Raw genomic sequence first — 13,723 nt, forward strand, 5'->3', positions numbered from 1 at the left:
ACAGTCTCAGTCCAGGGCACGGCAAACCTCCGTCAGCTGTTTACCGTACCGTTATAACCTGTTACCCATGTGCCCGGTTTAAAGTGTTACCCATGTGACCGGTTCATACATCGCCGCCCCCTTAACAATCCCGGCTCCCGGCAAGAAAATCGCCGCTTCGCGGTGCTCTCAGCTTTTTCCGTCAGCCTTTCGGGTCGGGCGCGATCCTGCATCCCTGCAGGTCGCACCCTCTCCGCGCTTCCCTGCGCGTCGCCCCGGCCTAACGGAAACGCTTCGACGATTTACAGCCGGACCAAAGGGCACCGCTTTCAGATCCAATTCTCGGTATAATCTATAACGGATTTTTGGAAATGGTTTATACAACTGTATTAACCTCAGCCACTAACCCTTTCAGTTCCGGCACGCATGACCCGCAGTTGGTCCCACAGCGCAGCTTTGCGCCTAGCGCCGCAGCTGAATCGCACCCGCCCGCAATCGCCTCACGGAGGGTGTTTTCTCCCACGCCAAAGCAGCTACAGATTATGCGTCCTGGGTCTTTGCGTTCGCCAGGACTTTGGCCATCCAACAACGCGTGACGTTCAAAGAGCGCAGACGGCGGCGTCTGAAACGCAGACACAATAAAATCATGTGCCAGCGCTGGCCGCGCCTTTCCTTCCCAGAATCCCAGCATCAAATCGCCGTTATGCCATGCCAGCATGCTGCTACGCTCGCCGGTCTGGGCAATCTGTAACTGCCAGCCCTTCGCACTACAGTGCGCCAGAATCACCTCTGACAGCGCTTTGTCACTCGCCAGCGTCAGACGTTCAACACCCACCGTAGCCTTGCGCCACCAGTGGGCAAAAGCGGGCAGTTCCGGCAACTCCCGAGCGTAAAGTTCACCCTGCCAGCCAGGCTGCCACGGCATGATCCTTATCGCCGTTTGTTTACTCTCTGGCTGACCGGAATGCGGATCGCAACGCCCTTCCACCAACGCGTTCACCTTTCCCTGACGCGCAAAACGGTTATTCCAGTGCATCGGGGTAAACACTTCACCGTCTCGTTGCCCCGCACTCACATTGACGCGCGCGACCATCACCCCGCGCGGCGAACTCAGGCGAGCCAGTTGGCCGTCCTGCAACGCAAAACGCGCGGCATCGGCCGTCGAGACATCCACCTGTGGCTCGGCGATATGCTGCATCAGTCGCGGAACATATCCCGTGCGGGTCATGGTGTGCCACTGATCGCGAATACGACCGCTGTTCAGAATCAGCGGATAAAGCGCATCGGGTACCGCGCCATGAAGTTCCGGCTCTACCGGGATAATTCTCCGCACCGACATTTCACCTGTTGCCCATTGATACGGCTCCAAATCATCCCACTGCTGACGCGTTAACGTGACAAGGTCACGTAAGTTAAATGCCCGCGCGCCCGTGTTTTCAAACGCCGACAGCGCGGCGTGTTCGCAGAAAATTTCCTGCGGATGCTGCCAGTTAAACGCATCAACGTAACCCAGTTTTTTGGCTATCTCAGCGATAATCCACCAGTCCGGTTTTGCCTCGCCCGGCGCGGGCAAAAACGCACGCTGACGCGAAATCCGACGTTCAGAGTTGGTGACTGTCCCATTTTTCTCCCCCCAACCGAGCGCCGGAAAACGGATATGCGCAAAGCGACTGGTGTCCGTATCGCGCATGACTTCGGAGACGATCACCAGCGGACACGCCGCCAGCGCCTGACACACGGCGTGGCTATCAGGCAGCGAAACGGCAGGATTGGTGCCCATAATCCACACGGCTTTCACTTCACCGCGCGCAATGGCGTCAAACAGTTCGACCGCCATCAGCCCTGGCGTCTGAGCCAGCCGCTCGGTTCCCCAGAAACGGGCCACGCGCGCGAGATCGTCTGGCTCAAAATTCATGTGTGCGGCCAACTGATTGGCCAGCCCGCCCACTTCTCGCCCGCCCATCGCATTAGGCTGTCCGGTCAACGAAAAAGGTCCGCAGCCTTCACGGGCAAATTTCCCGCTGGCAAGATGGACGTTAATAATCGCGTTGCACTTGTCGCTCCCGCTCATCGACTGGTTGATGCCCATGGTGAAGAGCGTGACGGCGCGCGGCGCGTCGCTGAACCAGCGATAAAACGTCTCTACGTCCGCGAGCGTTAATCCGCAAAACTCCGCCACGCGCGGCGCAGGCCAGCTATTTTCGCCCTGAATATGATTGAGCAGTCCGACAAATAATCCCGCATCGCTGCCCGGCAGCAACGCGAGATGCAGATCGGCGATATCACAGGTCGCGGTTTGGCGGGGATCGATAACCACCACCTTTAACGCCGGGTTAGCGGCGCGCGCCTGCACCAGCCGTTGATAAAGCACCGGATGCGTCCAGGCGGCATTCGAGCCCACCAGCACCACCAGATCGGTCTTTTCGATATCGTCGTAGCTGCACGGGACGATATCTTCGCCAAACGCGCGCTTATAGCCGGTTACGGCCGAGGACATACACAGCCGCGAATTGGTGTCGATATTCGCCGAGCCAATGAATCCCTTCATCAGCTTATTGGCCGCGTAGTAATCTTCCGTCAGGAGTTGTCCGGAGGCATAAAACGCCACGGCCTGCGGGCCGTCAGTCGCGATAATCTCCCGTAAACGCTCGCCCGCAATATCCAGCGCCTGTGACCAGTCAACCTCAACATCGTCGATCATCGGGCGTAATAACCGCCCTTCCAGGCCGGTTGTTTCCCCCAGCGCCGAGCCTTTAACACACAATCTGCCGTAATTTGCCGGATGCGTTTCGTCACCGCGCACGCGCACTTCGCCATTCGTTACGCTTGCCAGCACGCCACAGCCGACACCGCAATACGGGCACGTCGTTCGGGTTTCTGTCATGAAGCCTCCGCGCGCATCACCAGTTCTTCGCTGCTCACCCACACTTTGTCGCCTTCGATTTTCACCGGCCAGGCACGCACCGTCGGTTCGCCGGTCTCCACCTGACGCCCGTCGCGCAGGCGAATACGCTGTTTGTACAGCGGAGAGATAACGATCGGCTCGCCGCTCGCATCCCCCAGAATCCCGCGCGACAGCACGCTGGCGCTGCTGCCCGGCTCGATATCTTCCAGCGCATACACGGCTTTGCCGAAACGGAACAGCGCGATTTGCTGTTCGCCAAGATGCGCGCCAATGCCCGCATGTTCCGGGATTTCGTCTAGTGCACAAATTTCCTGCCAGCGTTTGATGCCCTCCGTCACCGGCGCGTTCACGCGGGTACGGAACAGCGCCAGACGGTTCGGATCGGCGAGCGTGGTTTGCCATTCGCACTGATACGTGTCGACAATCCGCGCCATCTCCTGCTCCAGTTCGTAGGCAATCCCCAGACTGTCGTTCATGATCACGTCGCGCAGATACTCGATGCCGCCCTCCAGATTGTCCATCCAGGTGCTGGTGCGTTGCAGACGGTCGGCGGTACGGATGTAAAACATCAGGAAACGGTCCACGGTGCGCAGCAGGGTTTCGTCGTCCAGATCGCTGGCAAACAGATCCGCATGGCGTGGTTTCATGCCGCCGTTACCGCACAGATAAAGGTTCCAGCCCTTGTCGGTCGCAATCACCCCGACGTCTTTACTCTGCGCTTCGGCGCATTCGCGGGTGCAGCCTGACACCGCCATTTTGATTTTATGCGGCGCGCGCAGACCTTTGTAACGATGCTCCAGCGTCACGGCCAGGCCCGTGGAATCCTGCACGCCGTAGCGACACCACGTCGAACCGACGCAGGATTTGACGGTACGCAGCGATTTTCCGTAGGCGTGCCCGGTCTCAAATCCGGCTTCGACCATCGCCTGCCAGATCTCCGGCAGTTGCTCCAGCGTTGCGCCAAACAGGTCGATGCGCTGACCGCCGGTAATTTTGCTGTACAGTTGATAACGCTTGGCGATTTGCCCGATGGCGATCAGGCCGTCAGCGCTGACTTCACCGGCAGGCATGCGCGGAACAATCGAATACGTGCCGTCTTTTTGAATGTTGGCAAAATAGCGGTCGTTGGTGTCCTGGAGCGGCAGATGCGCGGGTTTGAGCAGATATTCGTTCCAGCATGACGCCAGTACCGACCCAACCAACGGCTTGCAGATTTCGCAGCCATGCCCCTGCCCGTAGCGGGCAATCAGCTGTTCGAAGGTGTGGATGCGATTGACGCGTACCAGGTGGTAAATTTCCTGACGCGAGTAAGCGAAGTGTTCGCAGATATCCTTTTTCACCTCCACACCCTGCGCCGCCAGCTGGAACTCCATCACCTGTTTCACCAGCGCGCTACACCCGCCGCAGCCGGTGGCAGCTTTGGTGCACTGTTTGACCGCGCCGATGTCCGTCGCCCCGGCACTCACCGCCTTGCAGATATCACTTTTACTGACGTTATGACAGGAGCAGATCTGCGCGCTATCCGGCAGCGCGGCAACGCCCAGCACTTTAGGCGCACTCCCCGCAACCGCCGGCAAAATCAGCGTTTCCGGATCTTTCGGCAGGCTGATGTCGTTGAGCATCATCTGCACCAGCGTCGCGTATTCGGCGGCATCGCCCACCAGCACGCCGCCGAGCAGGGTTTTCCCGTCTTCGCTGACCACGATTTTCTTGTAGATTTGCTGCGGACCGTGCGTCCACTGATAACTCTGTGCGCCCGGGGTGCGGCCATGTGCATCGCCAAAAGAAGCGACGTCAACGCCCAACAGCTTCAGTTTGGTGCTCATATCCGCGCCCGCAAACGCGTTTTCTTCCCCAGCAAGCTGTGCCGCCACCACGCGGGCCATCTGATAGCCAGGCGCCACCAGGCCAAAGATTTTACCTTCCCACAGGGCGCATTCGCCGATGGCAAACACGTCTTCATCCGAAGTGCGGCAACGGTTATCGATGCAAATCCCGCCGCGTTCACCGAGGGTGAGTCCACTGCTGCGTGCCAGCGCGTCCTGCGGGCGGATCCCGGCGGAAAAGACCACCATATCGGTGTTCAGCTCGCCGCCATCGGCAAAACGCAGGACCAGGCCGTCATCGGTACGGGCGATTTCAGTCGTCGATTTGCTGGTGTGTACACCAACGCCGAGGGCCTCGATTTTGCGGCGCAGCATCGCCGCACCGTCGTTATCAAGCTGAACCGCCATCAGGTTCGGGGCGAATTCGACCACGTCCGTTTCCAGCCCCAGCTGCTTAAGCGCATTCGCGGCTTCCAGCCCTAACAGACCGCCGCCGATCACCACGCCGCGTCGAGCATGGGCGGCATGCGCCGCGATATTGTCTAGGTCGTCCAGCGTGCGATACACAAAGCAGCCAGCCAGATCGCGGCCCGGCACGGGCGGCACAAACGGATACGATCCCGTTGCCAGCACCAGTTTGTCCCAGTGGGTTTCATGACCACTGGCGGTGCGCACCACCCGCGCCTCGCGGTCGATATCGACGATTTGCTGTGAAAGACGCAGCTCAATGCCATTCTCGGCAAAGAAATCGCCCTGCACCAACGAGAGTGAATCGGCGTTACGATCGTCAAAATAGGCCGAGAGATGCACTCGGTCGTACGCCGCATGGCGCTCTTCGCCAAACACGACAATCTGATAGTACTGATGCAAATTGCGGTTGACACAATCTTCGAGAAAATGGTGGCCGACCATACCGTGTCCAACCACCACCAGAGTAGGTTTTGTCATAGCGTTCTGTCCTGCAACCTGCGGTTGCGTAGTGAATCGATCGAACAGCCATTCCGCCTGCGCGGGCACCGGCTTTGCCAGTAAATCGGTGAGCGTCGCCGCACTGCGGCAATCGCCAAACATCAGCACGCCCGCAAGCGTGCCGTTGCGAATCAATAAGCGGCGGTAATGACGCGTCAGCGGATCCCTCGACGTCCAGAGGGCATCATCCGCCTGCGCCGTCACGCAACCGGCGCTGAACAGCTCAATGCCGGTCACTTTCAGGTGCATACCGCTATCGCACGGAGTAAATGCGGCGCAGGTTTCACCCGCCAATCTGGCGGCCAAAATATCGGCCTGCGCCAGACACGGTGCGACCAGCCCCCACGTTTGGCCGTCAATTTCACAGCACTCGCCAATGGCACTGACGCCGGGGTGCGAGGCTTGCATCAGGCGGTCCACCACGATCCCTTTGGCACACAGCAGCCCGCTGGCTTTCGCCAGTGCAGCGTTGGGTAATACGCCGGTCGCCAGCACCACACGCGTGGCGGGAAGCGTGCGCCCGTCAGTCAGGGTGACGGTGTGGGGGGGGATGTCGGTAATCCCCGTCGCCAGTTCGCAGTGAATTCCGCGCTCGCTCAACGCCTGTTCAAGCAACGCACCTGTCTGCGGGTCAAGCTGCTGTTCCATCAGCCACGGTCCGCGATGCACGATCGTGACGTTGTCACATGACTGGCGTAGTGCCGCAGCGGCCTCCACGCCCAGCACGCCGCCGCCGAGTACAACAACGGGGCCAGTTGCAGCCAGAATGGCGTTCACGTCGTTCAGGGTGCGAAAGGTGAACACGTTCGCCCCGCCGCTGCCAGTCACGGGCGGAATGAACGGCTGCGACCCGGTGGCGAACACCAGTTCATCCCAGCTCAAACACCGCTGTTGCGTGCGGATTTCCCGCGCGGCCAGATCCACCGCTGTCACCCTTTCACCCGTCATCACCGTCACGCCACGCGCCTGATACCAGGCGTCATCATGAAACCGCGTGGCGGCCGCCTGTTTTTCGCCGCCCAGCACCGGGGAGAGCTGAATGCGGTTGTACGCGGGCTCTGCCTCCTCGCCGATGACGGTAATGGTGAAGCGACCGGGTGCACGCTCGGTCAGCGACTCGATCAGCCGCGTTGCCGCCATACCGTTGCCAATAATGACCAGTCGCATCGTTAACTCCTCAGGCCGCTTTCGGCTGTTTTTCGTAGAGGAAGCGCAGAACTTGCTGGCGCATGTGGTGATAGCGGCTGTCCTCCGCCAGTTGCACGCGATTGCGCGGACGCGGTAAATCGACCTGCAAAATCTCGCCCACCGTGGCCGCCGGCCCGTTGGTCATCATCAGCACGCGATCGGAGAGCAGCACGGCTTCGTCGACATCGTGGGTGATCAGCACGATGGTGGTGTTCAGCTCCTGCTGGATTTTCATCACCGAATCCTGCAGATGCGCGCGTGTTAGCGCATCCAGAGCACCAAAAGGTTCGTCCATCAGCAGCACTTTTGGCTTCATCGCCAGCGCCCGCGCGATGCCCACGCGCTGCTTCATCCCGCCGGAGATTTCACCCGGACGTTTATGCAGCGCATGACCCATCTGCACGCGGTCGAGATTGTGTTCGATCCACTCCTTACGCTCCGCTTTGCTCATGGTGCGGCGGAAAACCTGATCCACCGCCAGCGCCACGTTGTCGAAACAGGTCAGCCACGGCAGCAACGAGTGGTTCTGGAACACCACCGCGCGTTCCGGGCCCGGCCCGGCGATTTCGCGGTTATCGCAGATCAGCCCACCTTCTGTGGGTAACGTGATCCCGGCGATAAGGTTCAGCAGCGTGGATTTGCCGCAGCCGGAGTGGCCAATCAGACTGACGGTTTCGCCTTCGTGGATATCAAAAGAGACGTTTTGCAGCGCCAGAAATTCGCCGCTGGCGGTGGAAAAACGCTGGCTTACGCCCTGTACCTGAATTAATGGTTTCATGTTCGTTCCTTATTTTTCCTGCCAGCTAAAGCGGCGGGCGATCAGCATCAGTCCCTGCTCCAGCAGCAACCCGACCACGCCGATGATGACGATGGCGATGAGAATGTTTTCGACGTTGAGGTTGTTCCACTCGTTCCAGATCCAGAAGCCGATTCCCAGGCCCCCGGTCAGCATTTCGGCGGCGACAATCACCAGCCACGCAATGCCAATCGAGAGCCGCACGCCCGTCAAAACAGCGGGCAACACGGCCGGAAACAGAATGCGGCGCATGATGGTCCACTCAGAAAGTTGCAATACCCGCGCGACGTTGAGGTAGTCCTGCGGAATACGGCGCACCCCTTCGGCGGTGTTGATCACCATCGGCCAGATGGAGCAGATGAAAATGGTCCAGCTCGAGGCCGGTTCCGCTTTCTGAAAAAGCAACAGACCGATAGGCAGCCACGCCAGCGGGCTAACCGGGCGCAGAAGCGCGATTAATGGCGTGAACATGCGCGAGAAAAAGGTGAATCGCCCAATCAGAAAACCGAGCGGAATGCCGACAATCGCCGCCAGCCCGAATCCAATCGCCACGCGCTGGAGCGAGGCGAGAATGTTCCAGCCAATCCCCATGTCGTTCGGTCCGTCACGGTAAAACGGATCGGCAAACAGCGTGATAGCGGAATCAAGCGTACTGAGCGGCGTAGGGAAACCTTTGCTGTTGATCGCCGCCAGTTGCCATAACACCACCAGCAATCCCAACCCCAGAAACGCCGGGATCACGCGCTGGAGAAATTCATTTATCCGGCGGGCAAACGCCGGTGCACGGCGACGAACCTGAACCGGTGGCAGCGTGATGACTTCACCGCTGACGGACTTTTCAGCCACGATCTGTGTAGTTTGCATCTGTTTCATTTCATGCCCCTTTACGGTGAATGGCGAAGCGACTGGCATAGCCTTCAGGATCGGTGCCGTTCCAGACTGTGCCGTCCATAAGTGTGCTGCTGCGCATGGATGACGACGGCGTGCTGATCCCGCCCACGGCGGTAGCGGCGTCCTGCCAGACGGCGGTCTGATTAATGCGTTGTGCAATCCCGGTGTAATCCGGTTCGGTTTTCAGCAACCCCCAGCGGCGGAATTGGGTCAGGAACCACATGCCGTCGGAGTGCCACGGATAGCTGACCGCGCCGTCGTTGAAGAAACGAATCGGATGGGCATCCTGCCAGCGCTGGCCGATGCCGTTATCGTATTCGCCCAGCATGCGGCCGGTGAGGTACTGCTCTTTGGTGTTAAGCCAGGCGCGACGCGAGAGAATGAGCGCCGTTTCACGTTTGTTTTCCGGTGAGGCATCAATCCAGCGAGCGGCCTCCATCACGGCGCAGACCAGCGCGCGCGCGGTGTGCGGATTTTTCTCGACCCAGTCGCGGCGCGTGCCGAGAATTTTCTCCGGATGTTCCGGCCAGATGGATTGTGAGGTAGCAGCGGTAAAGCCGATTCGGTCGTTGATGGCGCGGGCGTTCCACGGTTCGCCAACGCAAAAACCAACCATGTTGCCGATGCGCATGTTCATCACCATCTGCGGCGGCGGAACCACTACGGTGCGCACATCGTCAAACGGATTGATGCCCGCGCTCGCCAGCCAGTAATAGAGCCACATGGCGTGCGTGCCGGTTGGGAAGGTATGGGCGAAACTGTAAGTGCCGGGGGCCTGCTGCTGAATCAGCTTTTTCAGCCCGTCAACGTCGCGCACGCCTTTATCCAGCAGATCGTTTGAAAGTGTGATGGCCTGACCGTTGTGGTTCAGGGTCATCAGATTGGCCATCGGCTGCGGTTTACCGGCGATACCCAGCTCCAGTCCGTACAGCAGGCCATACAGAATGTGTGCCGCGTCCAGTTCACCGGCGACCAGTTTGTCGCGCACCGCAGCCCAGCTGGCTTCTTTCGTTGGCACAATCGTAATGCCGTATTTTTTGTCAAAGCCTTTTAGCGCGGCGATCACCAGCGGTGCGCAGTCGGTCAGCGGGATAAAGCCCACGCGCACTGTCTCCAGCTCCGGTTTATCCGAGCCTGCCGCCCACGCAGAGTGCATGACGCCTGGAAGCAGCATCGCCCCGCTCGCTATTGCGCTTGCCTGTAAAAATCGCCGTCTCGTCCAGTTCACCATGCTCACTCCCGAAAAAAAGCCAAAAAAAAGCGCCCGCCAATGCCGAAGCATTGCTGGACGCCTTTATCCTGAAAACGAACGCACCGCCGTTGGCGCGTCGTTAAAATTTGTTAATCTGATAATGCAAAGCGGATGCCAGGTTTTAACGCCTCAATCAGGCAGTTTTCACGCTGTTGCTCCCGCTTTTCGCACCTCAATCATGCAAACCTTGCCCGCCCATTGTGCATCTACCCCTTTGGTATTACCTGCCATAACGTCTTTACCGTGAGCAGCGCGCGGGCGATATCCACCATGCGTTGATTCTTATCCATCGCCATTTTGCGCAGGGCATACCACGCCTGTTCTTCGCTCATATTTTGATGCGTCATGAGCACGCTTTTCGCTTTATCGATGGTTTTGCGCTCCTCAAGCGTGTCGCGCAACGAAGCAAGCTGGCGGGACAATAGTTCGATTTCGCGCGCCTGCTGACGCACCAGCGACAGGAGCGGTTTGTCGGGCCAGTGCGTGAACGGGTCATCCGTCTCGTCAGTGAGCCCAAACGATTCATTATCTGAATGCATTCTCTCTTCGACGGCGTGCATCAGATCGGCAATCATCACCTCTTCCAGGGCGCGTAAATGTTCAAGGCGCGCCGTTTGCAGCGCAAACCAGTTGAGCGCAGTCGCCCCCTGGTCGGCAGACGGTTGGCGGGTACAGGCGATCCGGCGCAGCTGTTCGGTTTCGACACCGGGCAGGCAGTGGCGATCAAAGGTGGTCTGCACGTCAGGCTGGACGCGCGACAGGAAAACATCAAAACAGGCTTGCTGAGCGTCGATACGATCGACCAGCGTCTGGCGCATGTCATCGCTGAAATGGCCTTCGGTAAAACCAATCGCTCCCAGCGCGCGCTCCTGCCCCGCCAGCTCTTTGCCCTGCATCAGGCTATACAGCGCCACAAAACGACTGGCTATTTGCGGATCGTCAATGCTGTCATTGAGCTGAGGAATGATACTGAGGACATGGCGCAGCGTACGGCTGTATTGTTCCATCGCCAGATGCGCTTTGATGCTGCGCGACACGACGGCCTCCCGCAATGGACCCAACTGCTCAAGCTGATGGAGCGCGCTGGCGATACGCTCGCAGACGGCGCTGCCTGAAAAAGGCGACTGCTGCGCCAGCGCAACGTGAAATGCTGCCAGGTTTTCATCGGCTAATGCCCGGCTGGCTTTACATTCGGCGGCATACAGCTTCCCCTGCGAGCAGAGCCAGATGTTTGACGCCCCGCGCTCGCACTGTAGCATGTGGGCAAGCGTGCTGATGCAGCTCACCAGTTCGCCGAGCTGCGCCAGGTTGCTGAACTGTTGTTTGCGCATCCGCTTTGCGCGCTGAAGCCATTCGGTTGCGCCGGGTGGACTGCCATAGATGTTCGTCATGCTTACTCTCCCGGATCGTTTTATCCCTTGAGCTAAGCAATATCCGTGCCCCTTTATGAAACTGGAGTCAACATGCAGAAAATCGTTATCGTCGCCAACGGTGCGGCTTACGGAAGTGAATCTCTTTTTAACAGTCTGCGACTGGCAATTGCTTTACGCGATCAGGAGAGCGCTCTGGAACTGCGGCTTTTTTTGATGTCGGATGCGGTGACCGCCGGGCTAAAAGGACAGAAACCTGCCGAGGGCTATAACATCCAGCAGATGCTGGAGATCCTGACCGCGCAGGATGTTCCGGTAAAGCTGTGCAAGACCTGCACTGACGGACGCGGGATCACCTCTTTGCCGCTGATCGAGGGCGTGGAAATTGGCACGTTGGTCGAATTAGCCCAATGGACGCTGGCCGCCGATAAAGTATTAACTTTTTAATAATAAACCTCAGAAAATATTATTTTCTTATGGAAGCGGTTGCACCATCAAGTTCCCGGCTGGGTTGCCGATACGATTCTTAAGTCAACTCAGCAGGTATTAACGTATGTTCAGGTCAATTCGCGCTCGTATCATCGCCGCAACGACAGGCTGTCTGGTCGTTGCCCTTATTCTTAATACCGTTATCAACTTCTACGTCACACGGCAGGATAACCAACAATCTCAGCGCGATATCCTGGCCAGTACCAGCGCCAGCCACAATATGGCTATTGCCGACTGGGTGAATAGCAAGCTCACGGTGATTGCGTCTGCGCAATCCGTGGCCCTGAATGACGATCCGGTCCCGGTGTTTAAACAGCTGGCTCAGGCGGGTGGGTTTACCAACGTTTACGTCGGCTACGCCAGTAAAACGGCGAAATTCTCCGATCCCGAGGGCGTACCGGCTGATTATGATCCGACCGTTCGCCCGTGGTATCAGCAGGTTGTCACCGCCGATGCGCCCGTCGTGACCGCGCCTTATGTGGATGCCGGAACGGCTAAACTGGTGGTGACGTTTGCCGTGCCGGTGAAAGAGAACGGTGAGCTGAAAGCGGTCGTCGCCGGAGACGTGGCGATGGACAGCGTGGTCGCGAACGTTCGCGGGATCCATCCTACGCCTGCCAGCAGCGGGTTGCTGATCGACAGCGACGGGACGGTGATTGCCGCAAACGATCCGGCTCAAACAATGAAGCCGTTTTCCGAAGCCATCAAAAATGTAGATTTGAACGCGCTGAAAAAAGGTGCAGCCATCGACGGAACCTTAGCGGGCGTCGAGAAAACCTTTATCGCCACCCCGGTCGCGGGCACCCACTGGATGTTGGTGGTCGCACTCGACAACAGCGACGCCACGTCGGGAATGCGTTCGCTGCTGAAAGCCTCTGGCCTGTCGCTGGTGATTCTGGTGCTGCTCAGCGGGGCCATTATTCACTTCGTGATCGCCCGATTGCTGAAACGCCTGTCAGATGTTCGTGATGCCATGCACGCCATCGCGAACGGGACCAACGATTTGTCTCAGCGCTTGCCAGAAAATGGTCAGGACGAAGTGGCAGAAATCGCCCACGCGTTTAACGCCTTTAGCGATAAGCTCTCGACAGTGATGGTGCAACTGCGTGATGCCAGCGCCTCGGTGAAAAATGCGGCGCGTGAAATTGCGGCCGGCAACCAGGATCTTTCCGGGCGTACCGAACAAGCCGCCTCCAGCCTGCGTGAAACCGCCAGTGCGGTTGAGCAAATTACCGCGTCTGTGACGCAGTCTAATGAGTCCGCCGCTGAAGCCAACGATCAGGCAAGCATTGCCTCCGCTGCCGCATCACGCGGGGGAGAAGTGGTTTCACAAGCCATCACCACCATGCAGTCAATCGAAGTGGCCTCTGCGAAGATCGGGGACATCACCAGCGTTATCGACGGGATCGCATTCCAGACCAATATTCTGGCACTTAACGCAGCGGTCGAAGCCGCTCGTGCGGGTGAACAAGGTCGCGGGTTTGCGGTGGTTGCGGGCGAAGTGCGCAGTCTGGCGAGCCGCAGTGCGCAGGCCGCGAAAGAGATCAAAACGCTGATCGATTCGACCGCTCACAGCGTGGCAACCGGATCGCGCTATGTTCACCTTGCTGGTGAAAGCATGGATGAGATTCGCGCGAGCATTGGTAGCGTGTCGGGGATTATGCGTGAAATTTCAGTGGCGACCAGCGAACAGATGAAAGGCATTCATGAGATTAATCATGCCGTGACGCATCTCGATCGCATGGTGCAGCAGAACGCCGAGCTGGTGGTGGAATCCGCCGCCGCGGCAGGCGCTCTGCAGAGCCAGGCGGGTGACCTGGCTGAAACGGCTGGTCATTTCCGCATTTAATGTTATGACGGCGCGTATTTGCCTGTTCAAATACGCGCCAGTTAATCCCTTTCAGGCATTTTGTCATTTTTGTTTAATCGTTACGCCATTTTTTGATCAAAATCAGCATCCCGACCCTTCCCCTTTGGTGTTATGCCATGAGTGAATTGTGAACAACATCACGCTCAGGATTAACCGCAGGGAGAGCGTTGTTTTCGGACTACGGGGTA

The 13,723-nt window shown here is 58.5% G+C and carries 8 protein-coding genes; 2 read left to right on the forward strand and 6 right to left on the reverse strand.

Annotated features, from left to right (window positions below):
• Positions 1-355: 355 nt before the first annotated feature.
• From AC07RN_RS15890 to nasR, 6 genes are all read right to left on the reverse strand, one after another.
• The gene (locus AC07RN_RS15890) at positions 356-2,863 is read right to left on the reverse strand and encodes a nitrate reductase (protein ID WP_478336798.1); all 2,508 of its coding nucleotides are present in this window, start codon (positions 2,861-2,863) and stop codon (positions 356-358) included.
• Entirely contained in the window at positions 2,860-6,846 is a 3,987-nt protein-coding gene (nirB, locus tag AC07RN_RS15895) for a nitrite reductase large subunit NirB (RefSeq protein WP_478336799.1), read from the reverse strand. The genes AC07RN_RS15890 and nirB overlap by 4 nt, the downstream gene beginning before the upstream one ends.
• Before the next feature lie 10 nt (positions 6,847-6,856).
• Positions 6,857-7,645 carry an ABC transporter ATP-binding protein gene (locus AC07RN_RS15900; protein ID WP_012017706.1) on the reverse strand — a complete coding sequence of 263 codons (789 nt, stop codon included), beginning with the start codon at positions 7,643-7,645 and terminating at the stop codon, positions 6,857-6,859.
• A 9-nt stretch (positions 7,646-7,654) separates the two neighbouring features.
• Complete coding sequence (ntrB, locus tag AC07RN_RS15905; RefSeq protein ID WP_449554101.1) at positions 7,655-8,536, reverse strand: nitrate ABC transporter permease; 882 nt, start codon at positions 8,534-8,536, stop codon at positions 7,655-7,657.
• Position 8,537: 1 nt separating this feature from the next.
• On the reverse strand, positions 8,538-9,785 hold the full coding sequence (locus AC07RN_RS15910) for a CmpA/NrtA family ABC transporter substrate-binding protein (protein WP_478336800.1): 1,248 nt from the start codon (positions 9,783-9,785) through the stop codon (positions 8,538-8,540).
• 227 nt (positions 9,786-10,012) lie between these two features.
• The gene (nasR, locus tag AC07RN_RS15915; RefSeq protein WP_235133449.1) at positions 10,013-11,197 is read right to left on the reverse strand and encodes a nitrate regulatory protein NasR; all 1,185 of its coding nucleotides are present in this window, start codon (positions 11,195-11,197) and stop codon (positions 10,013-10,015) included.
• Positions 11,198-11,269: 72 nt separating this feature from the next.
• On the opposite strand from nasR, the gene AC07RN_RS15920 reads away from it, so the two are divergent.
• Both AC07RN_RS15920 and AC07RN_RS15925 read left to right on the forward strand, forming a co-directional pair.
• Positions 11,270-11,623 carry a DsrE/DsrF/TusD sulfur relay family protein gene (locus AC07RN_RS15920; RefSeq protein ID WP_012017710.1) on the forward strand — a complete coding sequence of 118 codons (354 nt, stop codon included), beginning with the start codon at positions 11,270-11,272 and terminating at the stop codon, positions 11,621-11,623.
• A gap of 106 nt (positions 11,624-11,729) precedes the next feature.
• A complete protein-coding gene (locus tag AC07RN_RS15925; RefSeq protein ID WP_478336801.1) occupies positions 11,730-13,514 on the forward strand; it encodes a methyl-accepting chemotaxis protein in 1,785 nt (594 codons plus the stop codon).
• The last annotated feature ends 209 nt before the right edge of the window (positions 13,515-13,723 follow it).

It is taken from the genome of Lelliottia sp. GFLA7 (assembly GCF_056490165.1).